Origin of the sequence: Streptomyces sp. NPDC005878, assembly GCF_040629815.1 — a bacterium.
GTDB lineage: Bacteria > Actinomycetota > Actinomycetes > Streptomycetales > Streptomycetaceae > Streptomyces.
Genome location: NZ_JBEXWK010000029.1, coordinates 13,374 through 36,047, shown reverse-complemented (window position 1 = coordinate 36,047; position 22,674 = coordinate 13,374). Strand labels below are relative to the sequence as shown.

The following is a 22,674-nucleotide window of genomic DNA, read 5'->3' as shown; positions in this document are numbered from 1 at the left end:
GGCGAGCCGCTGACCTGCGTAGGCTGGATTGAGTGGCAAGGTCGGCCTCCAGCAGGGGATCCGGCCTCGGGGTCGCTGAGCTGCGACGACAAGATTGGTTAGCAAGGAACGGCGCTCGGCGCTGTTCAATGACAGCGGACACGCGTGGCTTTGTTCAAGAGAACGGGTTCTGGCGAACAAAGCCACTGGACCAGGGGCAGCCAGTGGGAGATCACTGAACAGAGGTTGAACCTCAACGACCGGGTCGGCTGCATCAGCGTCGGCTCCCTGCACCCGATAGCACGCTCGGTGGACTACTGGCGATGGTCACCTTTCGGTAGTCAAAGACGGTCGTCGTGCCTGGGGGCTTGAAACGTCACCTGTTCGGCGGGCGGCCGGATCACGCTGAGCTGGGCTGCGAGCTCTTGCAGGCACGCCGGTTCCAGGGCGGCCAGTGGGGCGATGACGGCGTCGGTGAAGCCATGGGCCAGAGAGCGCTTGACCAGGTCGGCGGACGGCGGGGAGGTGACGGCCGCGGCGAGGGCCAGGCAGTAGGCGGCGTCCTCCTGGAGGTCGTCGATGGGAGGGAGGGCCTCGGTCTGAAGGCCTGCGTCGAGCATCGTCTTGACCAGGCTGAAAAGGACACCCTCAGCCAGCACGTCGCCCAGTCGGCGGGCTTCGGCGTGGTAGCGATCCCAGAGGCGCAGGCGGACGACTGCTTCCAGCGGCACGGTGTTGGTCACGTATTGGGCGCCCGTGACCAGGGCGGCGTGCTGCAGCGTGTCCAGAAGGCGGGTGAAGTCCTCGGTGAGGCCGGTGGCCTGGCAGGCCGCGGTGAGCCAGGGGCGGGCCCAGAGTCCGCCGTTCAGCGTCACGCCTGGGTCTGCACTTCCGGCTAGTTGGGCTGTGACGTCACGGCACAGGGCCTGGTGGCCGGCGTCGCACATCTCGACGATCATCGCGGCTGCCTGCTCCTGCCCGCGGGCACGGGCCTGCGGGGAACTCGCGGGGGCGGTCAGGGCCGTTACGCGGATCAGGGAGATCGCCGAGGGGATGTCGTCCGACAGCAGGTGCGCGCGCAACTCGAGGGTGCGGGCGGTGAGGTCGGTCCTGGGGAGCCGGCGGGCCAGGTTCAGGGCCGCGTCGGCGTGCCCGGCGCGGAGGTGGAGGGAGATGAGCTCGTGAGTGACGCGGGTACGCCAGCCGGCCCCGCTCGGGTCCGTTGACTTCTCGATGCCTTCGGTCACCTGGGCGATGAGCGCGTCAAGATCGGCTTTACGGTGATCGCCGTGCGTTTCGACGGCCCTTGCAGCGTGCAGCAGGATGTCGATGCGGTCGAGCTGATCTGCCTCGAACGCCGCTGCGATCTTCAGAGCGAGGTCGAGGTGGCCGAGTCGGGCGGCTGCGCTTGCCACAGCCTGCGCGTCCCACTTGGCACTTGTGTCGCCGCTGTCCTGCAGCACCGTGTCGAGGGCCAGTTCCAGGGCCGGCGTGGCCAGGTCCGGTTGTCCGGCGGTGCCGGCGGCCCGGGCGAAGGCCGCCAGGACGGTGGGCGGCGGCGTGTTCCTGGTCTCGTCGAGGGCTTCCTCCACCTCGCACACTACGGGAGGGGCGTCCTGGGACGTGTCCGAGTCGAGCAGCGCCAGGGCGATCTGCGTGAGGCAGTCCGCACGGATGCCCGGGTTGGCGATGTCCTGGGCCAGGGATACCGCCAGCGAGAGGTGGTTGTTGGCCAGGGCAGACGTTGCGGCGTCGGCGAGCAGCTCGTCCGAGGCCCCGGACTGTCGGGGATCGAGGCCGTGGGCGGCGAGGGCGGTGTAGGCGAGTTCGGCAAGATTGAGATCGGGAGAGTCCGAGGCGGACAGGGCGAGCAGGTGGCGGGCCCGGTCCTCGTCCTGGTAGGCGGCCGATTCCACGAGTTCGGAGGCGGTGAACTCACGGTTCAAGGCGGTGAGGAGCACCTCGGGCACGTTTCGACGGCCGCCCTTGGCGAAGTGTGCGCTGCAGGCGATGAGGAGGGCTCGTCTCCTGCCGTCCCGATCCAGGTCGGCGAGGTGCTGGACGAGGCGGTCGAGGTCACCGAGAGCGGCGAACGCCGGCGCGAGGAGGCCGCAGAAGTCGGGGCGGTCCTCGGCATCGGCGTGTTCGATGGCCTCCTCGATGATGAGCCGTGTCAGTACGGGATCGATCTCGGCCAGTGCGTCGGCGACGGTGGTGAGGGACCAGCCTCGCTCGTCGCCGCTCTCGGTGATGGCTCGGCGAGCGAGATCGGCGGCGCCTGGTTCACCATGCCGGGCAAGCGCAAGGGCTGCGCGCACCGTGTGTGCCATCTGCTCCAGTGGCAACCTGCCTGGCACGGCCATGGCTTCATGGATAAGGTTCCGCGCCTCCGTCGGCTGGCTGTCCAGCAGGTGCTCGCCGATCACCAGCAGAGCGTCGGCCTGCACGTAGACGTTCTGCAGGATACGGGCGAACTGGATGCCCTCCTTGGCTCGGCCGAGGCGTACCAGCAACAACGGGTACGTGGAGGGCATGGCGAAGTTGTCGTCTTCGATGTGCTTGCGGAGCAGCGACACCCGCGTCAGCAGGATGAGGTCGCAGTCGGGGGCTGCCTCGAGGAGCCCTGCCGCGTCCGACAGTTCGGACAGCGCGGCCGCATCGCCGTCGGTCCGGCGGCGGAGCAGGGCGCGGCGGGCGGGGGAGGCCAGCGATGCCAGCGTCCGGCCGGCACCTTCGGTGAGCAGGAGGGTCGGGTACGCCTCGGTCAGGTAGTTCGGGGTGTCATCGGGCCAGCCGGCCGCGGCGAAGCCGAGGGCCCAGCTGTCGATGGCGGTGCGGGTATGGGTGAACTCCTCGGGTTCCAGGTCCTCCTGGACGGCGACGGCCAGGGTGTCATGGGCGAGGGTGTACCGGGTCGGCGTACCGGGGCGCGGCTCCACGACGCGGGAGAGCTGCCGTTCCAGGGTCCTGCGGATCGTCAGCGCGGAGTCGTTGACGATCGAGGCGATGTCCCTGCTGCTCAGCGCGCCGCCGGCGACTGTCATCGTGGTCAGGACAGTGCGCGGGACAGGCTCGGCGAGTACGTGATCCAGCTCTTGGCGGGCTCGCAGGAGCAGGCTTGTGGCGGCGGGGAACGGTGTGAGGACCTGGCGGCGGCAGGTGCGCAGCGGGTGGCTGCTGTCCACGTCGAGCGGCACGTCAGAATGGCGGCTCGTGACCAGGACGTGTGCCGCCGGACCAAGAGCAGTCGGGAGCTGCGCGGCGATACTGGGCTCAGCCAGCTCGCGGTAGTCGTTCTCGTCCAGGCCGTCGACGAGCAGCAGCAGGGAACGTCCGGGGATCTGCATCGCGCGTCCCCAGAGGCTGAGGAAGGCGGCCGCGTCCGGTTCGGCGGGTGGGAACTCGCCCAGCAGAGCGGCGAGCTGGTCACACACGGCTTGGTGGAACTGCTGGACGCGCATCTGCCCATCTCGCCGGGAGATGACGAACGACACCACGTCCAGCCCGGGGTGGGACCCCGTGGCGAAGCGGGTGACCAGCGAGGTCTTGCCGGCCCAAGGACCGGCGACGAGCACGAGGTAGGGGTCCGGCCCGGTTGCGAATGCCAGGAGGTCGGCGAGCTCCCGGTCGCGGCCAGTCAGTTCAGCGCACCGGGCCGCGTACTGGCGCACCATCGCCTCGTAGGCCGGGCGACGCCGCTCCTGCCCGCGCAGGGGTGCCGGGACGACGCCGTGCGAGGCCAGCAGCGCACGTGCGGCGGTGGCACTCGGCGCGGGCTCGCGCTCGCCTTCCGCGCGCGGCTCGTACGCGCCGATCACAGCAGCCAGCCGCACGGCCTCCAACCCACCCGAGTGGGCCGACTCCACGACGACGCCGACCGCCGACCCCTCCCAGACGACGCCCGCGCCGGAGAAGCCGCTCCAGTCGCGCGCTTCCAGGCGTCGGCCATCCGACCGATGCAGCAGCAGGCGGCCCCGCTTCACACTCGACCCGAGCGGGATCACCCCGTCGATCTGGTCGCTGTCGCGCCAGGTCGTCGTGTCCGTGTCCGTCCAGCTCTGATGGCGCGGAAAGCCGATCGCGGTGAACGGAAGCCGCCCGTCGGTATCGTCCGGTACAACTGCGATGGCCATTGGAGCGACCTCGTCGAGGGAGACGTCCGGAGTGAGTTCGACGAGCGCGACGTCCAGCCGGGCACCTCGCCACACCGTCCGGCCGGTGACGACGATCTCGTCGGGGGCGCCGCCCGAGAGCCGCACCCTGACCGTCCCACCGCCTTCGACGACATGCCCGGCCGTGACCACTAAGGAGGTCGCCAGCCGCAGACCCGGTGCCGCCGTCCTGCTCGACCAGGACCTCGGCGCACCGCCCTGCGAGCGAGTCCACCAGCGCAGGCCTCAGCGCGGGAGCTCGGGCAGTCGGTCGGTGACCGACAACGGCCGGCCGGCGTCATCGGTGGGCGTAAGGGTCATCCGCACACGCTGTGTCCGGCCGCCGCTGCGCTTGCCGTCGCCGCCCGCCTCGACCACCCACAGCTTCAGCCCGCCGCGCCCGCCTACCTCCCGCGTCATCGTGACCTCGAACTCCAGCTCCACAGCCCCGACGCCGAACCTGACCCCGCGGCCCGCTCCTTCCTGCTGTGCCGTCTCCAACTGATCGCGGAGTACACGGATGTAGTCGGCCAGGGGCACACCCTCGGGATCACTCATCAGATGCTGCCTCCATGGATGTCGATATCCACAAGTCTGCCAGGCGGCCACCTTGTTCGTATGCGAACCGGATTCGTTTGACCTCGACGCGCCCGCCCACCTCCTTTTTGACGCGGACCCAACCACTACGCATCGGGACCTTTGCGCACGGAACCCCGGACTTGCGTCATCACTGCGCATCCCCAGCCGTCATTGCGCATTGGAGCGTGGACCCTGCACTGCTGGGGGCAGCGGTCAGCGGTCCTGGGGGAGGATGCACGAGTTGAATTCCGCGGTGGCCCGGCCGGACGAGGGGCGGGGGCAGCGAGGGCGACGGTGGGACTCAGCAGAGCTGCGACCGCCGCGACGGTGGCGGCGAGAACGGTTGATGTACGCATGACTGCCCAACCGCCACCACCGCGCGTCACGCCCCAGGGGCGATAACCACTCAGGGGAGGCGCCGCTCGCCGACCGGACCCGGTGGCCGGCCTCTCCCGCACCCTGTTCCCGGGAGAGCTTGCCTCACGAGTTGGCGCGTGATAGCGGGTGGAATGGGGTGGCCGCTCGAGCGGTGTGGTTCAGGCTGTGGCGGTGCGGTCGGAGACGAGGCCGGCGATGGCACGGTAGGTGTCGGGGAGACGGTCGCGGCGGTGGGTCCAGCGGATGAGTTGTTTCCAGCGTTTGTGGTCGGCGAGGGCGTGTTCGACGGTGAACCGCTGTGAGGAGTGGTCGTGTCGCTGGCGTTCTCGGTGCTCGGCGAAGGGCGCTCTTGCTCCGGGCCGTAGCGGTGTGGGGGATCCTTGTGAAGCTGAGCGGCCAAAGCCGCAGCCTGCGGGACCGCGCTGTCGATGAATCGGCGCGGAAATGGCTGCCGGGGGAGTGGCTCCACTACGGCGAGAGGCTCAAGCTGTCCGATCAAGGGCGGGTCCTGGGACGGCCGGCCGCCTTGACGTCGTCGCGCGCCAACACCCCGGTCGTGAGGTTCGTGGTGCTGGGGCTGCCCTTCAGAGGCAGGCCACTACGGAGCTGCCGCCTCAGACGCAGGCCGCCTTGGACGCGGCATGCTGCGCGCCGAAGCCCACGCCCTCGTCCCCGCCTTGGGAGGCAAGGCCCATCGTGTCGTGTTGGGCTCGACCGGGTGCCGGGTCGGGGAGATGGGCGACCGGTAACCTGTGCGAGTGCGGACATCGGGCTGTGGGGGGGGCACGGTGCTACACCGCTGGCCCCTGTGGCATACGCCCCGACTGGACTGATTCCGGGCATGGGATGACCGGCATCAGCACAATGAGTGAGGTGGGGGCGGTCACCGGTCCGGACTGGGTGCTTTGGCGGGCGCCGTGCAGCCGCTCTCGCGTTTCGGCACCCCGGTTCCCTGTCAGTGCCTGCCCGTTCTGGCATGAGAGTGGCATGACCGAAGGCCGCGACGCGTCCCTGTTGTCTTGTCGCATCAGGGTTCTACAAGCTGGTCGGGCCGGACGTCGAACTCGCTCTGGTCGCCTTCGGTGGCTACCGGCCGTCCGCCCGTAGAGATCGTGACGATCTCGTTGCCGTCCGGATCTGAGGTGTGGCTCACGATCTCGCAGATCATCGTGACAGCGATGGGGTACGCCGCTTCGGGGGTCAGGGCATCCCAGTCATCGAAGATCGGCGGCTTATCGAAGAATATCCACTGCCGGCCGTGCGCGTCGGTCAGACGCACCTCGACAAACCCGGGATAGGTACCGTCGTCATACTCAACCGCCCAGCGAGTGGCTTCGCACCGCAACGAGGTCATTCCGCCCTCTTCTCCAATTGACATGTGGCTCCATCCTTATCCGAGCAGCCAACGCTGACTAGCCCCTTTGGCGGGAGCACGGTTCCCCGCTGACGCCGGGGTTCAGCAGCAGATGGTGGAGCTGGTCCCAGACGCCGGCTTCGTTCCAGGCCCCCAGGCGACGCCAGCAGGTCATGCCCGAGCCGAAGCCGAGCTCCTGGGGCAGATACGCCCACTGGATCCCGGTATGCAGGACGAACAGGATCCCGCACAGAGCCTGCCGGTCAGGCACCCGCGGACGCCCATCCACCTGCTTCGGCGGCGGCTCGGGCAGCAACGACACGATCAGCGACCACAGTTCGTCCGACACGATCCACGGCCGCGACTAACGCTTCCCCATGACCACAACAACGAGCGATCAAACCGACAGTCACATTGCGCAGCCTCCACCCGGCGACGGTGGGATTGCCATCGTCTGTGACAACTACTCCCCGCACCTCACCACGAAACGGTGCCAGCGGGTCGCAGCTCGGGCCGAGGCGAACAACGTTGAGATCGCCTACCCCTACGAACTCCTCCTGGCTCAACCGTACCGAGGCCCAGTTCACCGCCCAGCATTATTCGCCCTGGACGGCACCGGCCATGCCAGCCATAAGGAGCAGGGAAGCATGATCCGCCGCTACCTCATCTGGCGCAACAGAGACGCCGCCGACGAACGACTACGCGAAGTGGTCAAGAGGGCGAACGTTGCTTGATACGGCACTAGCTCTCCTGCGGTGAGAGCGGTCGCTCGAAGAACGTCTCCAGAACCACCGTGGCCTGCGTCCCGCTGACGCCGTCGATGGCGTAGATCCGGCGCAGCACGTCCTGGAGCTGCTCGGTGGTCGCGGTCCTCACCTTGAGCAGTACGGAGGCGTTGCCGGCGATGACGTGCGCCTCCAGCACCTCGGGCAGCGCGGCGAAGTCCAGCGCCGAATCACCCATCCACGAGGTCGATTCGACCATCACGTAAGCCAGGACGACGCTGCCCACCGCGGCCGGATCCACCTCCACCGTGGTGCGTCGGATGACGCCGCGCTCGCGCAGCTTGCGCACGCGCTCGTGCGCGGCACCGGCGGAGAGGCCTACGGCCTTACCGAGTGCGGCATAGGGCTGGGTGGCGTCCTGCTGGAGCTGCGCCAGCAGAGTTCGGTCTATGTGATCCACAACTCTCCATTCGGAATCTTCTTGTACTGACCATAGCGCATACTGCAATGTGCACCGCAGGCTGAACACAGTTCGGCAAAGGCGGCACTCGTAGGAGAGGAAGAGCCTCATGGCTGACGAGCGACCTGAGTTGTACGAGATGTTCGACGAGCGGTTCCGCACCGGGCGCTGTATGAACGGCGACGACGCCCTGGAGGTCCTGTACACCGGATGCCGCTGGGCCGAGGGACCCGTCTACGTACCCTCCTGGCGGCAGGTCGTCTGGAGCGACATCCCCAACGACCGGATGCTGCGCTGGGACGAGGAGACCGGCGCCGTCAGTGTCTTCCGCCGTTCGGCAGGACACACCAACGGCAACACCCTCGACCGCGAGGGCCGGCTGATCACCTGTGAGCAGGGCAACCGCCGGGTGACCCGCACCGAACACGACGGCACCCTCACCGTGCTGGCGGACCGGTGGCAGGGCAAGCGTCTGAACAGCCCGAACGACGCGACGGTCAAGTCCGACGGCTCGATCTGGTTCTCTGACCCCGACTTCGGCATCACCAGCGACTACGAGGGCTACCGCGCCCAGAGCGAGATCGGCGCCAACAACGTCTACCGCATCGACCCCGCCAGCGGCGAAGTTCGGCTGGTAGCAGACGGCTTCGGAGCGCCGAACGGGCTGGTCTTCTCGCACGACGAACGGCAGCTGTTCGTCTCCGACACCCGCGCGGGCCGCATCCGGGTCTTCGACGTACGCGACGACGGCACCCTCTCCGACGGCAAGGTGTTCGCCGAGGCGGGGGCCCGGGAGAACGCGCGTTTCGACAACCTCCGCTTCGACGACGGCGGTCGGCTGTGGGCCGCGGCGATGGCCGACGGGGTGCACTGCTACGACCCGGACGGCACCCTCATCGGACGGCTCGTCGTTCCCGGGGCGGTCGCCAACATCTCCTGGGGCGGGGCCAAGCGCAACCGCCTCTTCATCGCGGCGGAGACCACCCTGTACTCGGTAGTCATGGCCGTCACCGGCACGCACCCGACGGGGCCGGGCCGCCGCCCCTGGCTGGACGGCTAACGTGTCGGGGCCCGCCCTCGGCTGTGGCTGACAGGTGGTGCGTCGGCGACAGCCGCGGAGCGTCCCTTGACTCCGGCCTTGGCTGCCCTGTCGTACAGGTCGGTCTCCGTCAGCGACTGGAGCGGCTCAGTCTCGGAGGTGGTGCTGGCTGGCTTCTTCGCAGCGGGGCTTCTTCTGGCGGGCGGTGGTCGGCCCGGTGGGCGGCTGGCTGCTTGGACCGGGCGGCCGGGGTACCAGGGCGGGGTCTGGGGTGGGGTGTGCGGCTGCCTGGAGGCGGCGCCTGGCCTGTGGGGTGAGGTGGAGCAGCAGGTCGGGGGCGTGGGGTGCGGGCCAGATCTGCAGAAGGTGGTGCTCGGCGGTGTCGCTGCCCTGGTGTGATGCTTCGCGTCCGTTGGCGTGGGCGCGAATGCGGTAGGTTCCGGGGCCGTGCGGGGTCAAGTTGGGAAAGACGTTGGGGACAGGGGTGTCCGTGACGAGGAGAATGCCGGCCGGAACGGGCACCGAGACTTCGGCGACGTCGTCCCAGCCGGCGCATAAGGGGGGTTCCAGGTCATGGATTTCCACGGTGAGGGGCAGAGACGCTGTGTGCAGGCCGGTCTCGACTCTGACTTCTCCCTCGCGGGTCGAGACCAGCCCGGTGGTCGGTGAGTGACGCCACAGGCGCGTGGGCAGGTCCGGGCGGGATGCAAGGGAGAAGCCATGATGGTGGGTGCGGACCTGCCCGTGGACTGTGACGGTCATTTTTGGGATCCTTCAGCTCACGACGACGTAGAACTGGTCGCTAGGCAGGACCCGTTCGTTCAGATAGAAGGCCTTGAGCGCCTGGCCGCCCGCGTTGTTGTGGTCTCCGGGAATGTTGCAGCGCGCCCACCCCTGAGAGCCAATATCGGTGTTGACGACAGGGGTCTGGGGCCACTGATCGGTGAGCGGACAGAAACTGAAGGTGCGCGGAGCGAAGGGCGTGCCGCTGGTCTTGGCGCCTTCCTGAGTGGAACGGAAGGGATACTCGTCGCACTCATAGCCGACTGGCCGGGGATAGCTGTCGCCGCGGGGGCAAGCGCGGTCCCCATTGCCCTTGGAATCGTCTGGGTTGGCGAGACGCGTCAAGGTGCTGGGCAGGCCGGTGTAGATGGCCCAACCGACGTTCATTGCGTTCCAGCCGAGGTTCGGGTCGTTGTAGTGGAGAGCGAAGGTGGGCCAGTAACCTGCGAATACGCAGCCCTTGGCCGTGTTGTTGCCGGGGAGTGCGTTGTCGCAGCGGATCGGCAGGGACTGGACGTCCCTGACGCCGTGCACGTCCGGGCCAGGGACATCAAAGGCCAGGTTGACGTTCGCCCAGACGTCACCGCGGGCGCCGGGGGCGCTCGTGGTGGCATCCATGGCGAATTCCTCGGTGATGATGACGTCCTTGACCAGGGTGTGCCGTACCGGGGGCGAGGCCGCCAAGGTGCAGTTGCTGCGGCACGATCCGGTTTCCAGCACGGTCATGCCCGCCCAACCGGTGCCCTCGTAACGCCACGGCGTGACGGAAACCTGGTAGACCGAACGTAGACCGCTCCCGGGGAGGGCGTAGGCGTACTCGATGGTGAAGTAGTCCACGCTGCCCAGCCAGGCACCGGTCTGGGCGTTCCTGACGTCAACCCTGCCGGACGTGGCCGCGCAGGCGTCACGACGCATGAACCACCATTGCCCGTCCAAGTGGTCGGCGCACCAGCGGGGCACGGGCTGCGGGGCCACAGTGCCCACCGTGTGGCGCGCGGGCTGGGACAGCGAGACCAGGGCTCGCCGCGCGGCAGCCGTGCCGGCCGCATCCGCGCGTCCGGGCCGCGTGCAGCTGACCACTTTCGCACCGGCCCTCTCGGCCTGGGCACGCAGAGCGCCCAGGGACTGGCAGGTGTCGCGGCGGATCGGCCCGGGAGCGGACACGGGGACGGTGTCCCGCTGCGGCATCGGCGGGGGCGCTGCCTTCGCCGCCGCATGGACAGCGGAGGCGGGAGAGGGAGCTGGTGAAGCCTCCGCCTGGGCCGTGACCGTACCGCCCAGGAACAGCACGGCGGCTAAAACTGCTGAAATTCTGGCTAATCGCACCGACGGACTCCTTCGTCGTTGAGACGGACGGGGCGCAGGGGACCCTCGACGTGCTGATGTCAGGGGCACATCGCCGGTACAAGACGCCGGACTCCGGGGCCCCTCGCCCACACAGCTCACGCACCGTCGCAGCGAGGCAAGTTGTCCGCAACCGCCCATTAGTTGGGAAGCAGGTCAGGGCGAGGACGGGGCGGACAATGGATTGTCCGCGGACATCACGACCCCAGAATCACGGCCCCCAGAGTTGACCGGTCCGGGTGGTATCCGTCTGGGAGACCGGAGACCGGAGACCGGAGACCGGAGACCGGAGACCGGAGACCGGAGGCCTGGCTTCTGTGCGCGGCCGCCGAAGTGACGTGGCACACGCAGCGACGGCCGGACCAGGCCTACGCGTGGTCCCGCACGATGATCTTTCCGGTGTTCTTGCCGTGCAGCATGCCGAGGAATGCGTCCACGATGTGCTCGAACCCGTCCACCACCGTCTGGTCCAGCGCGAGCTGGCCGCTCTGCAGATGGGGGACCGCGAACTCGTACAGCTCGTCCTGCAGGTCGCGGTAGTTGCTGACCAGGAAGCCCTCCATGCGGAGGCTCTTCTCCACCATGTCCGAGTAGTTGAAGTGCGACGGGGGCGCGTCCGGGGTGTTGTAGCGGCTGATGGTGCCGATCCGGACGATGCGCCCGAACTCGCGCAGTGCGCCTATTGCGGCAGCCAGTTGCTCGCCGCCGACGTTGTCGACGAAGACGTCGATGCCGTCCGGTGCAGCCTTGGCGAGCAGTTCAGCGGCGAGGCCGTCGTGGTAGTCGAACACCGCGTCGTAGCCCACCTCCCGGGTCAGGTGGTCGACCTTGGCCGCCGAGCCCGCGCTGCCCACGAGTCGGCCGGCGCCCAGCAGCCGGGCGAACCGGCCAGTGGCCGTGCCGACGCCGCCGGCTGCGGCGGAGACGAAGAGGTCGTCGCCCTCGCGGAGCCGGGCGATCCGGGTCAGGCCCACGTAGGCGGTCAGTCCGGTGCCGCCGAGGACGCTCAGGTACGCCGTCAGGGGGACCCCGTCGAAGCGGGGGAGTTTGCGGATCTCCTCGGGTCGGACCACGGAGTGCGTGCGCCAGCCCTGCCGGTGGAACACTATCTCGCCCTCGGGCAGCTCCGGCGTCCGCGAGGCGACGACGCGCCCAAGGGTCCTGCCCTCGAGCGGTGTGTGGAGCGCGAAGCCGCCTGGCACGTCGTCCATCATCTCGCGGTGGTACGGGTCGACGGACCAGTAGAGGTTCTCCACGAGCGCGGTGCCGACCGCAGGATCGGGAATGGCGGACTCGACGAAGGTGAAATCCTCGGTGGTGGGGAAGCCGTGGGGGCGGGCGGTCTGCTGGACGGTGATCGCGTTCTCGGTCATGACGGGACCGTAGGACGGGAATGGAGCCCTCGGGCAGGCGGTTGGGCTCATGTGACGCCCCGTTCCATGAGCAGTTCTCATACCTAGAGGTGAGCGCCCTGTGGCCCGCACGACCGACACCGATCTCGCTCCGCACGAACTGCGCATCCTGGTGGCGGTTGCGGACGCCGGCGGCTTCTCGGCCGGGGCCGAGGCACTCGGCCTGACACAGTCCGCGGTCTCTCACTCGGTGCGCGGCAGCGAGCGCAAGATCGGCGCCGTTTTGTTCGAACGCGGCCGCAGCGGTGCGAGACCCACTCCGGCGGGGGAGACGGCTGTGGCGCATGCGCGCCGTACCCTGCGGCTGCTGGACGTGCTCGTCGCCGAGGCGCGGGGAGCCGCCCGGTCCGAGGCGACGCAAGGGCCGGAGGGCCCGCTGCGGATCGCGGCCTTCCGCAGCACCGCGCTGCACCTGCTGCCGCCGGTCCTGCAGCGGCTGCGCACGCAGTATCCCGGCATCGAGCCGCAGGTGCGGATCGTCCGCGAGCTCGGGCGCGGCACGGCGGGCGAGGTGGCCGACGGACGGTCGGATCTCGCCATTGCCACCTTGGACGGAGCGCATCTGCCGGCGGGGCTGGTGGCGAGCGGACTCTTCGAAGAGAGCTACTGCCTGGTGTATCCGGCCGGACACCCGGCTCCGCGCTCGCTGCCGCTGGTCGACTGGGTCGAGAACTGCGGCTCGTACACCCGCGCCTGGTGGGGCGCGCAGGATTGGATCCCGAGGGCCACGATCGAGGCCGAGGACGACGGAGCGGTGCTCTCGCTCGTGAGCGGGGGGCACGGAATGGCGATTATGCCCGCCCTCTCCCTGGTCGGAGCAACGGACTCGATCGAGATCACCGATCTCGGTCCGGAGCGCCCGACGCGCCGTGTCGGCTATGTGACCACCCCGGAGCTCGCCGGCTCCGCCGTCGTGCGCGCTCTGGTGAGGGAGCTGCGGGCCGTCGGCTCCGCCATCTGACCGGCAGCGGGTAGCCAGGTCAAGGCATCGCTGTCATATCTGAACGCGGTCAGTGAGGCGTTCAACCACCACAGCCTGCCCCTTCGCCTCGTCGAAGCGCTGGAGGTCGCCATGCCGTCGATGGAACCCGAACTTCTCAGGCACGCAATCTAGACCCTCGGGGTCACGCACGACCCCAAGGTCCTCCCGGCGATGGAGCCCTTTCAACCACCCCCCCCGCCAGGTCGCGCGCTAGGAGGCACGCCTCGTCGCAGCCGAGATCACCGCATCAACCCCAGAAGACACCATCCACAAGTCCTGACGATTACTCCAATACGTCCTGCGCATCACGGTCACCTGATCAAGAAAATAGTCGCCGGGACCACGGCCGATGCGGGCGGCTGGCCAGAAGACCACGGAGAGCAGTGTCGCAAGCGCATCTGCGCCCGTGCGGCCTGCTCCCGTCCTGCCTTGTCCGGTATCTCCCGCGCACAGGCGGACCGCTCCACCCTCTCCAACGCGAATCGCGAGGTCCCGCCCGCTGCTGGCCGCCCGCGGCATCGCCGTCCCCGACCGGCCTGGGCTGCGCCTGCGCACCTTGGAAGATTGGGTTCGATAAGCACTGGCGTTGCCGGGCCTCCGAGCCGCGCCGCAGCCACCCGACTTTCCAGGTCGACGACGTGGGGTTCCGCGTCGCGCGTTCCGTCGTGTGCTGATCCACGTCGTGTGCAGCCTGGCCCGCGCGGGGTCGGTCGGGCGTTAGCGTGATCCTCATGACCCACCATGTGGAGTGTGTCGCCATCCTCGAACCGGCCGCAAAGGGCTTCTGACCTGCGGTTTCGTCCGTGCGTATTATGTGCGGTGTGTGCGTTACGGGCGATATCTTGACGCTGAAATGACGCTCGTGACGCTCATTTTGTCGCTCGTTCTGATGGGCTGTCAGGTGTGTTGCGCCGCTGGTCAGCTGGCCTGATGGGGAAGTCCGCGAGGCAGGGAGCCGGAGATTTCTGGTGTCAAAACAGTCAGGCTCAGCCACATCCGCAGAGCGCCCAGCAGGTTCTTCGTCTGCTGGGGGTACACGACTGAACGTGTCTCTGACCTGCGGCGGCGGGCGAATTCGTCTGATGCGGCAGCGGGTTGGTCCATCCCCGGTCCGGATCCTGGCCGGCGCACCTGTGAGTGGGGGAGGTTTCCCCGTGGTCCCACCTGACACAGGTAGGCCAGCCTGTCTTCTGGCGTCCACGTGGTCCAGTTTGCAGCCGTTTGCGCAGGTCGGGACCCTGTACTCCAGGTGCGCGACGGTGTTGGTGAGACGCTTGTGAGACTTGGTGATAGATGAGGCCCCCGGCAGAGGTGTCGGCGGGGCCTCTGCGCTCGGGTGGCGGCCCTGAGGCCGGCCAGGACGAGCGAGGTTGAGGACGCGTGCCCGGTTGGGCGTGTGCGCGGGCGCGTAGTTGCGCGCTGCTACGGCTCTCGGGTCGCGTGGGGCGGGGTGGTGCTTCGCGGGGAAGTGTTCGTGCAGGGGTAGCGGTGTGCCGGCGTTGGGCGACTGGGAAGAATCGCAGTGCTGCTGCCGTCGGATCGGTATCTGGCTCTTGTAATTTGGGGCCGAAGTGCCTTAACGATCTTGCGTCGATCACCGGTGCAGGGCAGTGCGCGCAGGACCTGTCTCGAGGGCGTGTGTCTAGAGGACTGCCTTGCATGCGGGATATGCACCGTCTCATTGATGGCCGCTCCTCCGGGCCAGTGGCGACGCTGGCGTGCCACTACTGAAGGCGGTGGGCGAACTATTGTGGCGAGCACTGTTCCCCTCAATTTGGCTGAGGGTGCTGAGGAGGTGATTCTCGGTGTCGACACGCACCGGGATACTCATGTAGCCGCTGTGATTTCGGCAATGGGGAAGACTCTTGCGGTGCAGACCTTCCCGGCTACCGCGGTCGGATATGATCAACTCATCGAGTGGGCAGCCCGGTTGGGTGTTGTGCGGCTGTGCCGGGGTGGAGGGATCAGGCAATTACGGCGACGAACTGGTCAGCCGTTACCGTTCGCTGAGCGAGGAGTTCTACGGGACCGACCGGGTGCTGGTCAGGAAGCAGGCGTTTGCGGCCTTTCCGCTCGGCCTCGTCAGCGTCCTGGTCTCCTCCGGCGCGCTGGTGTACGCGATGGCGACCACGGCGACGGCCGCGGCGGTGGGCCGGCTCGCCGCGTACACCCAGGCGATCAACTTGGTCCAGACGTCCGCGCACAGTGTGCTGTTCGGTATCGGTGAGCTGTACCGGAATGTGCTGTTCGTCGGCAACGTCTTCGAGTATCCCGCCGCGGAGAACATCGGCTTCGGGTCGATCACGAAGCTGGCGGACAGGGAACGGATACGCCGGGCCGGCCGCGACAGTAGCGCCGACGCCTTCCTCAGCCGCCTGCCGGACGACTACGACCCCGTTCTGGGAAAGATGTTCGAGGGTGGTAGACAGCTGTCGATCGGGCAGTGGCAAAAGGTAGCCCTGGCTCGCGCCTTCATGCGCAGGGCGCCACTGGTGGTGCTCGACGAGCCGACCGCGTCGATCGACGCCGAGGCTGAGGCTGAGATCTTCGCGCGGTAGCCACCGGGAGCTGATGCGGCTGAACGGAGCGTACGCGCGGCTCTTCACGCTCCAGGCTGCCGGCTACCTGGACGACGATTCGGTGGCCGATAACGAAGGTCGATCACCAACCGAAAACTAGAATCGCGGCATGACCGCGCAAAATCCTGACCTGCCCGACGGCATCGACGGCGGGAGTAAGTCCACAGATCCACGAGCGGCGCGCCAGTTATTGGTACGGGGGGTGGCACTCGCGCTACTGGGGATCGCGCTGGTGGCAGTCGCGACTCTGGGCTGGCTGCCCTTCGGCGAAAACTCGCTGGTGCGGCACGGACCGCAGCTCATCGGGATCCTGATGATCAGCCAGGGCGCGTACTGGGTAGCCCGATCGCGCTCGCACGAAGACGACAGCTCCTGATCGGGCGCCGGCCGGTCTCCTGTGAAACAACGACCAACAGGGGACCGGCCACGCCATTTTCCTTTCGCAGCCTAGGTGCCCACAGTGTGAGATCTCAGACGACTTCCCACACCTGCATCCGTGCTGCTCCCGCCCTGTACTGCTCCCGCATGGCGAAAAATCGCCTGCCTCGCGCTTGGCGGAACTTTACCCAGGAACCCGGCACTCCGGATCCCTCTGTGGTGATCGGAATACCGTTCGATCTGCAACTCAAGGGGGAACGATGAGTTCTTGGGATTCGACGGACGCGCCTCAGTGGATGACCGCCCTTCGGCGCGTGGGACGACTCACCGGGCGAGAGCGAGAAGTATTCGCACTATTGGCGGAGGGGCCGACCAACATGGAAATCGCCAGGGAAATCTTTGTCACAGAGCGAACGGTGCGTGCGCACATCATGAGCATTCAAGCCAAGCTCGGGTTGCGCACTCGCCTGAAGGTCTGCCTCGCGGCTGCGGCGTACGCCCAAGGACTGTCGCAGACGACAGCGGGCGGAGCTGGAATATTTGAGCAGGATGGATGTCGCCGCCAATGGCCCGAGCATGCAGAGGGGGTGATTGCCATGAAGAAGCCTTACCCGGCTCCGAAGCTCACGGCACGCGGTGCGTTCGCCGCCGCCACCGCCGGGTTCGGCAAGTTCAAGGCCGACCAGCTGGTCGGCCGACTCATCCCGTGAGAGGGCGCGCCGCGGTCGAGTCGAAGCCGCCGGAGAGTTCGGTGCTCACCGTCGTGCGGCCGGCCAGATGGAGACGGACGGACAACTCCAGAGCCTCGCGCACCCCGGTGGCTCCCGCGGTCGCCGGACGGCTCGGGAGAGGCGGATGCCACCACCGACGTGTCGTGACGTACTGCCGGCCGTCGATCCGCTGATGGCTGCCTGCCCTACCGGCAGGGCACCGCGGGCGCAGCCCCCGCTGCGGGGCAGGTCAGCGACCCTCCCCATCTCTGGCAGGGCCTCTCCCGCCGCGTCCAGGACATCGCTTCCGCCCACGGCGGCTGCCTGCCCGCAGCCCTGCCCCCCGGCCGGCGAGAACGATCCCGCACCGGCCGGGGAGACCGCCAGGAGTACCGCGGAAGACAATCGGGCAGCAGGCCATGCCCGCAGGCTGTTCGAGGCCGTTCAGGCCGTGACCCGCACCGGCCGGAGCCACCGTTCCATGGCCCGCGAGCTCGGCCTGGACCGCCGCACGGTCGGCAAATTACGCCCGGGCACGGACCTGGAATGAGGTATTGCGCCGCGGACATGAGCAACTCCTTGGTTCTGCACGGGGCATGCGGGTGCGCAGGTGGAGCTGTGCGGTCCTTAGCTGCGCACGATGCGCCACCGGTTGTCCGTCGTGCCGTCGTCCGGGGCCTGCACGGCGAACGCGCCCACAGCGGTGGAGTTGTCCGCGAGGGCGAGCAACTTGCCGCTGTGCACGTTGCGGATCTTGTAGGTCCCGTCCCCCTGGTCGAGCAGCGTCCACCGGTGGTCGGCGGTGCCGTTGTCCGACCACTGCAGGACCGTCGCGCCGTCGTCCCTGGACATGTTCAGGACGCCGAGCACCTTGCCGCTGTGGGCGTTGCGGAAGCGGACCGCGCTTCCGTCAGCGACCATCTCCCAGTCGTGGTCGGCCGTGCCCGAGTCATGCCACTGCAGCGCGCGGCCGCCGTCGGCCGTCGACATGTTCTGGATGCCAAGGACCAGAGCGCTGCCCGCGTTGGCGAGCCGTACGGTGGCGTCGGTGTTCCAGTAGACGGCGTAGTTGTGCCCGTGCGCGTCGTGGAACGGGCCCAGGCTGACGGTGGATCCGTTGGCGGTGGCGGTGAAGGCGAGCGAACTGCTGCTGGTCCGTCTGATGGAGGAAGTGGTCAGGGAGGGCAGAGCGCTCAGGGCCGAGTCGCCGTAGTTGCCGGACAGGACGACCGGGCCGTACGTGATCGCCGCGACGTTGGGGTTGTCGTCGGCCGCCCGCATGATGATCCGCATGGGCAGGCGGACGGTGACGGTGTCGCCGGAGGCCCACGAGCGGCTCAGGGTGGCGTAGCTGCCGGGGGTGGCGGTGAGGGGTTGCGCGACACCGTTGACGCTGACGGTGGCGCCGCTCGTCCAGCTCGGGATGCGGATGCACATCGCCCAGGTTCCGCCGGCGTTACCGGTGACCTGCAGGGTCGTGGTGTCACTGGCCGGGTACGAGGTGGTCTGGGTGAGGGTGATTCCACGTTCTGTCCAGGTGAGTACCGAGGGCACGAACAGGTTCACGATCAGCGTGTTGTCACGGTGGAAGTAGATGGAGTCCATCAGCCGGGTGTGCATCTCCAGGCCCGTGCCCTGGCAGCACCAGAACGTCCCGTAGTCGGTGCTCCATGTGCCCCCGCCCCAGGCCGGCCCGACGCCGCGTCGGCTTCCGGGACTGAGCGGGGTGAAGTACGTGACGTGGCCGTGGTCGTCGGCCGGGTTCTGCTGGCCGATCATCTGGTTGAGCCATGCCCGCTCGTAATAGTCGAACAGCGCGGTCCGGTTGGGGTCCAGTTCGAAGAGTTCCCGGGTGAGGGTGAGCATGTTGACGGTGTTGCAGCTCTCGCACGTGTCCTTGTTCAGGTATCCGGCGATGGCGTTCGGTGCGCGGAAGTGCTCCGCCTGACTGTTGCCGCCAATGGCGTAGGTGTGCGAGCCGACACAGATGTCCCAGGCGTTGGTGGCGATGTCCCGGTAGCGGGCCGTGCCGGTGGCCTTGAACTCCCGCGCGGCGCCTATCCACTTGGGCACCTGGGTGTTGGCGTGCAGCCCGTTGAGCTTGTCCTGGCCGGCCGTGAGAGGGTCGAACACCGCGGCGTGGTCGAACCGCTGGGCGACGGCGAGCCACCGCGCGTCACCGGTCTCCGAAGAGAGATCGGTCAGCACGGCGTTCATGCCGCCGAACTCGGTCTCCAGCATGGCCTGCATCTGCTGGCTGCTCAGCCTGCTGGTGCGCCGGTCGACCCATACCGCCAGGGCGAGCAGCACGTCCCTGGCCTGCGTACTGCCGATATGGCGCCATACGTCGAGGAGTCCGGCGAGGGTCTTGTGGACGGTGTAGTACGGCACGTTGCCGTTGGTCAGGGTCCGCTGCTCGAGGGCGGTGAAGTCGGACTCGGGGTAACCGGAGAGGTATCCGGGGTTGAAGCCGGCGGCGCTGTTGTTGGCCTGGCACTTGGCCAGCTCCGCGACCATGTACGTCGCCTTGTCGCGGCAGACCGTGTCCCCGGTCACGGCGTACAGCTGCGCCCACGCGGTGAGGAAGTGCCCTTGGACGTGGGTGCGGAAGGGGAACGTCGGTGCGTCCCAACCGCCCGTGGGGGCTGCTCCGCCGGTGGACAGCCTGTGGTTGGCGCGGAAGTTGTACAACAGGCGGTCGACATCGACGAACCGGAGATAGTTCCCTGTACGGTTCTGGTTGTCCAGCCAGCGGCTTGCGGTGAGCCGGACTTGGCCAAGTGCGAAGGGCCGTGCCAAGACTCCGGTGGCGGCCCGCGTGGAGGGGATCGCGGCTCGGGCGGGAGAACTGCCGATGACGAACCCCTCGGCAGAGGCCGCAGCGGCAGCCCCGGCTATTTGCAGAAGTCTCCGTCTGCTGACTATGGACGACATCGTGCACCTTTCGATGACGAGAGAGTGCTTTGTTCGGTCGTTGCGGCGCCGGGGCGCGGTGGTCGAGATGGCCCCCGAGCCGCAGGGGCTAGCCGGGGGCGCGCTGGAACGTCCCTCGCTGGTTGGAGCTGCCGACGTCGAGGCGCTGGAGTCATGGGCATGTTGCGTCCGGGAGGTCCGATATATCGAACGGCTATCGAAGTGTCGGACGTAGTGGCGCCGAACGTAAGGGGGGCCCAGTGCGGAAGTCAACGCCCGTGACAATAATTGGCACCTAAGCTCCGTACGCTGTCCGGGATTTCGAATAAACACGCACTACCCCCACACGCGCCGCAGGATCCCGCGCCGGTAGTCCGCCACCCCCGTGATGCACCCCCGCCGCATCAACGGCCGTCTCGCCGGGAATGCATCGGCCTTTCCGCGAGGTTGACCGGGGCAGACACCCACCGACGGCGACAGAGGACAGCAAGGTGACACAGGTGAGGGAGCTTTACCTGAGTGTGGCGGACACAGCGGCGAAGCTGTTGGCCGCACCGGAGGTGGCCGACGGCTGGCACCAGCCCTCCGCACTGGCGAAGCTCAGCGTCCAGGGGCTGGCGGGCCACCTGGCCGGGCAGGTCTTCTTCATCCCTACGGTGCTGGCAGAGCCGGTACCGACCGAGCCCGCCATCTCTATCCACGAGTACTACGCGCGAGTCAGCTGGATCGGCTCGGACCTTGACACACCGTTCAACCAGGCCATTCGATCAGGCGGCGAGGAAGAGGCGGCCGACGGCCCGGGCGCACTGGCCGCGCGAGTCACCGCATGCGTCGAGGAACTGCGCGGCATCCTGCCCAACGCGCCGGATCGCCTGGTACGTCGGCCCACCTGGGGGACCTGATCGATCAGTCTCGACGACTTCGTCGCCAGCCGTATGCTGGAGCTTGCTGTTCACTGCGACGACCTTGCGCACAGCGTCGGGCTGCCGACCCCACAGTTGCCGGCCCCTGCCGTCGAGACCGTCGTGGACTTGCTGTCACGGATCGCCCTACGCCGGCACGGCGCCACCAACGTCCTGCGCGCACTGAGCCGCAGCGAACGCGCACCGGCTTCCATCTCGGCGCTCTGATACACGCAACGGAACGGGTCGAAAGCTGACGAAGCGTTCCCGAACGCGTACGGGATCACCCCCCCCCGGCGAACGCCCCCTGGGCGGCTGGCCAGCTCCGGGGGGTCCCGGCGGCGGGACAGCGCCCGCATCCGGCTGAAGCAGGTGGCGGTCATCCGCGAGCGGCCCGACTCGCTGCCGCCGGCCAGCACCACGTCGCACGTTGATCGATGCCGTGAACAATCAGCGCCTGGCCGGGTGAACCTGGGCGCAACGTATGGGCTGGACCGCGATGAGGTGTACCGCACTGCGCTACGGACCCGGCTGATGGAGACCTTCGCGCAGGGTGCATCGAACCAGGATCCGCACCAGTGCCTTGCCGGATTGCACGAGTTGGAGGATGAGACGTCCGTACCGGGGACTATGCGGCTTTCGACGGTGCCCCGGACCTGTTCAGCGGGTTGCAGCCCGGGACCTGGCGCTGGTGACGTCGAACTGTGAGCACCGGGTGCGTGGCTGATCTGCACGCATCCAGCGCGGACCGGACCACGGCCCGAGGTGCCGACAGCGCGGGTCACTGCGGGGCTCGGCCGCGCGTCGCCCGCCGGGCGGCGGCTGACAGGCGGGGCCTTTGCGCCGTTCGGCCGCGATTGGGGTCACTGTGCCGGGGCATGCGGGCTCCGACGCGGTGGATGATCTGTCCTGCGGACGGCCGCAGGGAAAGGAGGCCCACGATGGCTGAGCTGTCGTCGCCGGAGCGACAGCCACGACCGGCGGGAGACGGCCGCGTGCCCGCGACCCCACCTCGGCCCGGCGGCGCGCCCGCATCACCTCGACCCGACGGCGCGCCGGTGCCGTCCGCCCCGTCCGAGACCGCGTCCACGCCTCCGCTGCGGCCCGCGGCCTACGATCCCGCCGACTACGTGGAATGCGTGGTGCGCGGCGCCGCCGAGGCGCGGGTGTCGCCCCTGCTGGTCATGACAGTGCTGTGCAACGAGGCGTACAAGCCGCACCACCCGCTGTGGGAACGGCTGTGGCAGTGGTGGAAGCCGGGCGCGTCCTTCGGGGTGGCCAACATGCACAACGCCACCTTCGAGGCGGTGCGCCGCGCGCACGGCCTGGCGCAGCGATGGCAGGATCTGCGCGACGACCCCGCCTTCGCCATCCGCGCGGCTGCCCTGCATCTGAGCGACCTCGACGCGTGCCTGCCCGCACGGCACGCGCGCCGCTACACCCGCGACGAGCTCCTCGCCCTCGGCTACAACGCGGGCGAACGCAATATGCGTGCCTTCGCCCGGGGCGTGCCTCCCGGCCCGATGGCCCGGTCCTATCTGCGCCGGTACCGCACCTACCAGGGTCGAGCCGCTGCCACGCTGAGGAGATTCGAACAAGAGGCGTCAGGGGAAGGGTAGTGGGGGCAGCGATCGCAGGGGGCCGGGCCGACTGGCGCACCGTATCGACGGCGGTCTCCGCCGGATCGGTCCGGCCTCTTACGTCACCGGCGAGGGGAGGCCGACTACCGCCGGCGCATCCGGAAGATGTCCGTACGCACGGCCGTCGACGACCTGCGCGAAGAAGTCCGCCGAGCAGCGGAAGAACAAGGTCGGATCATCGCGATGCACCTGCTGCGGCAGCGCGTCCCAGGCCTGGCTCACGCCGAAGTCATCGAGTACGTAACTGCCTTGCACTGCCTTGCAGACCGGTCCCGCGCCAGATGATCTCGTTGCCGTCGACACCAGAGCCCTCGTTCCTCCTCTCGACCCGGTCCTCATGATCGAGACGATCAAGCCGGGGCGGAT

At 68.2% G+C, this 22,674-nt stretch carries 16 protein-coding genes and 7 pseudogenes; 11 read left to right on the top strand and 12 right to left on the bottom strand.

The window, feature by feature from the left end:
* Positions 1–320 precede the first annotated feature (320 nt).
* From ABZ404_RS31165 to ABZ404_RS31145, 5 genes and pseudogenes are all read right to left on the bottom strand, one after another.
* Positions 321–4,283 carry a hypothetical protein gene (locus tag ABZ404_RS31165; RefSeq protein WP_358832951.1) on the bottom strand — a complete coding sequence of 1,321 codons (3,963 nt, stop codon included), beginning with the start codon at positions 4,281–4,283 and terminating at the stop codon, positions 321–323.
* A gap of 93 nt (positions 4,284–4,376) precedes the next feature.
* Positions 4,377–4,688, bottom strand: coding sequence for a trypco2 family protein (locus ABZ404_RS31160; protein ID WP_358832950.1), 312 nt, complete (start codon positions 4,686–4,688; stop codon positions 4,377–4,379).
* Positions 4,689–5,245: 557 nt separating this feature from the next.
* A pseudogene (locus ABZ404_RS31155) lies at positions 5,246–5,410 on the bottom strand (transposase); the annotation flags it as partial.
* A 704-nt stretch (positions 5,411–6,114) separates the two neighbouring features.
* Complete coding sequence (locus tag ABZ404_RS31150) at positions 6,115–6,465, bottom strand: hypothetical protein (protein WP_358832949.1); 351 nt, start codon at positions 6,463–6,465, stop codon at positions 6,115–6,117.
* A gap of 79 nt (positions 6,466–6,544) precedes the next feature.
* Positions 6,545–6,793, bottom strand: a pseudogene (locus ABZ404_RS31145) (transposase); the annotation flags it as partial.
* A 62-nt stretch (positions 6,794–6,855) separates the two neighbouring features.
* Between ABZ404_RS31145 and ABZ404_RS31140 the strand changes: the two are divergent.
* Positions 6,856–7,175, top strand: a pseudogene (locus ABZ404_RS31140) (transposase); the annotation flags it as partial.
* A 7-nt stretch (positions 7,176–7,182) separates the two neighbouring features.
* Here ABZ404_RS31140 and ABZ404_RS31135 read toward each other — a convergent pair.
* Complete coding sequence (locus ABZ404_RS31135; protein WP_358832948.1) at positions 7,183–7,626, bottom strand: Lrp/AsnC family transcriptional regulator; 444 nt, start codon at positions 7,624–7,626, stop codon at positions 7,183–7,185.
* A 109-nt stretch (positions 7,627–7,735) separates the two neighbouring features.
* On the opposite strand from ABZ404_RS31135, the gene ABZ404_RS31130 reads away from it, so the two are divergent.
* The gene (locus ABZ404_RS31130) at positions 7,736–8,686 is read left to right on the top strand and encodes an SMP-30/gluconolactonase/LRE family protein (protein WP_358832947.1); all 951 of its coding nucleotides are present in this window, start codon (positions 7,736–7,738) and stop codon (positions 8,684–8,686) included.
* A 126-nt stretch (positions 8,687–8,812) separates the two neighbouring features.
* Here the strand turns inward: ABZ404_RS31130 and ABZ404_RS31125 are convergent, their stop codons facing one another.
* The 3 genes from ABZ404_RS31125 to ABZ404_RS31115 all read right to left on the bottom strand — a co-directional run bounded on the left by ABZ404_RS31125 (position 8,813) and on the right by ABZ404_RS31115 (position 12,165).
* A complete protein-coding gene (locus ABZ404_RS31125) occupies positions 8,813–9,427 on the bottom strand; it encodes a hypothetical protein (protein ID WP_358832946.1) in 615 nt (204 codons plus the stop codon).
* 12 nt (positions 9,428–9,439) lie between these two features.
* Complete coding sequence (locus ABZ404_RS31120; RefSeq protein WP_358991119.1) at positions 9,440–10,612, bottom strand: hypothetical protein; 1,173 nt, start codon at positions 10,610–10,612, stop codon at positions 9,440–9,442.
* Between the two features lie 548 nt (positions 10,613–11,160).
* Positions 11,161–12,165, bottom strand: a complete 1,005-nt coding sequence (locus ABZ404_RS31115; RefSeq protein WP_358832944.1) for an NADP-dependent oxidoreductase — start codon at positions 12,163–12,165, stop codon at positions 11,161–11,163.
* Positions 12,166–12,265: 100 nt separating this feature from the next.
* On the opposite strand from ABZ404_RS31115, the gene ABZ404_RS31110 reads away from it, so the two are divergent.
* From ABZ404_RS31110 to ABZ404_RS31085, 6 genes and pseudogenes are all read left to right on the top strand, one after another.
* A complete protein-coding gene (locus ABZ404_RS31110; protein WP_358832943.1) occupies positions 12,266–13,165 on the top strand; it encodes a LysR family transcriptional regulator in 900 nt (299 codons plus the stop codon).
* A gap of 477 nt (positions 13,166–13,642) precedes the next feature.
* Positions 13,643–13,751, top strand: a pseudogene (locus ABZ404_RS31105) (IS5/IS1182 family transposase); the annotation flags it as partial.
* Positions 13,752–13,755: 4 nt separating this feature from the next.
* Positions 13,756–13,860, top strand: a pseudogene (locus tag ABZ404_RS31100) (formylglycine-generating enzyme family protein); the annotation flags it as partial.
* 1,227 nt (positions 13,861–15,087) lie between these two features.
* Positions 15,088–15,744: an ABC transporter ATP-binding protein gene (locus tag ABZ404_RS31095; RefSeq protein WP_358832942.1), complete on the top strand. Its 657-nt coding sequence runs from the start codon at positions 15,088–15,090 to the stop codon at positions 15,742–15,744.
* Between the two features lie 130 nt (positions 15,745–15,874).
* On the top strand, positions 15,875–16,141 hold the full coding sequence (locus ABZ404_RS31090; protein ID WP_358832941.1) for a hypothetical protein: 267 nt from the start codon (positions 15,875–15,877) through the stop codon (positions 16,139–16,141).
* Between the two features lie 262 nt (positions 16,142–16,403).
* Entirely contained in the window at positions 16,404–16,853 is a 450-nt protein-coding gene (locus tag ABZ404_RS31085) for a helix-turn-helix transcriptional regulator (protein ID WP_358832940.1), read from the top strand.
* Positions 16,854–17,480: 627 nt separating this feature from the next.
* Here the strand turns inward: ABZ404_RS31085 and ABZ404_RS31080 are convergent.
* Complete coding sequence (locus tag ABZ404_RS31080) at positions 17,481–19,787, bottom strand: beta-L-arabinofuranosidase domain-containing protein (RefSeq protein ID WP_358832939.1); 2,307 nt, start codon at positions 19,785–19,787, stop codon at positions 17,481–17,483.
* 479 nt (positions 19,788–20,266) lie between these two features.
* Here ABZ404_RS31080 and ABZ404_RS31075 point away from each other — a divergent pair, with 479 nt between their 5' ends.
* Positions 20,267–20,668, top strand: a complete 402-nt coding sequence (locus ABZ404_RS31075; protein ID WP_358832938.1) for a maleylpyruvate isomerase N-terminal domain-containing protein — start codon at positions 20,267–20,269, stop codon at positions 20,666–20,668.
* A gap of 308 nt (positions 20,669–20,976) precedes the next feature.
* On the opposite strand, the pseudogene ABZ404_RS31070 reads toward ABZ404_RS31075, so the two are convergent.
* Positions 20,977–21,096 (bottom strand): annotated as a pseudogene (locus ABZ404_RS31070) (3-oxoacyl-ACP synthase); the annotation flags it as partial.
* A 2-nt stretch (positions 21,097–21,098) separates the two neighbouring features.
* On the opposite strand from ABZ404_RS31070, the pseudogene ABZ404_RS31065 reads away from it, so the two are divergent.
* Positions 21,099–21,392, top strand: a pseudogene (locus tag ABZ404_RS31065) (phosphatase); the annotation flags it as partial.
* Positions 21,393–21,609: 217 nt separating this feature from the next.
* Positions 21,610–22,287 (top strand): lytic transglycosylase domain-containing protein, encoded by a 678-nt coding sequence (locus ABZ404_RS31060; protein ID WP_358832937.1) that lies wholly within the window; start codon positions 21,610–21,612, stop codon positions 22,285–22,287.
* A 78-nt stretch (positions 22,288–22,365) separates the two neighbouring features.
* On the opposite strand, the gene ABZ404_RS31055 is transcribed toward ABZ404_RS31060, so the two are convergent.
* Positions 22,366–22,611, bottom strand: a complete 246-nt coding sequence (locus ABZ404_RS31055; protein WP_358832936.1) for a hypothetical protein — start codon at positions 22,609–22,611, stop codon at positions 22,366–22,368.
* Positions 22,612–22,674: the final 63 nt, after the last annotated feature.

What these genes read in the sequence shown, in the direction of transcription:
- ABZ404_RS31095 (WP_358832942.1), top strand. Translation starts at nt 15,088, where the DNA reads ATGATCAACTCATCGAGTGGGCAGCCCGGTTGGGTGTTGTGCGGCTGT.
- ABZ404_RS31115 (WP_358832944.1), bottom strand. Translation starts at nt 12,165, where the DNA reads ATGACCGAGAACGCGATCACCGTCCAGCAGACCGCCCGCCCCCACGGC.
- ABZ404_RS31160 (WP_358832950.1), bottom strand. Translation starts at nt 4,688, where the DNA reads ATGAGTGATCCCGAGGGTGTGCCCCTGGCCGACTACATCCGTGTACTC.
- ABZ404_RS31150 (WP_358832949.1), bottom strand. Translation starts at nt 6,465, where the DNA reads ATGTCAATTGGAGAAGAGGGCGGAATGACCTCGTTGCGGTGCGAAGCC.
- ABZ404_RS31060 (WP_358832937.1), top strand. Translation starts at nt 21,610, where the DNA reads ATGGCTGAGCTGTCGTCGCCGGAGCGACAGCCACGACCGGCGGGAGAC.
- ABZ404_RS31090 (WP_358832941.1), top strand. Translation starts at nt 15,875, where the DNA reads ATGACCGCGCAAAATCCTGACCTGCCCGACGGCATCGACGGCGGGAGT.
- ABZ404_RS31130 (WP_358832947.1), top strand. Translation starts at nt 7,736, where the DNA reads ATGGCTGACGAGCGACCTGAGTTGTACGAGATGTTCGACGAGCGGTTC.
- ABZ404_RS31080 (WP_358832939.1), bottom strand. Translation starts at nt 19,787, where the DNA reads ATGTCGTCCATAGTCAGCAGACGGAGACTTCTGCAAATAGCCGGGGCT.
- ABZ404_RS31085 (WP_358832940.1), top strand. Translation starts at nt 16,404, where the DNA reads ATGAGTTCTTGGGATTCGACGGACGCGCCTCAGTGGATGACCGCCCTT.
- ABZ404_RS31125 (WP_358832946.1), bottom strand. Translation starts at nt 9,427, where the DNA reads ATGACCGTCACAGTCCACGGGCAGGTCCGCACCCACCATCATGGCTTC.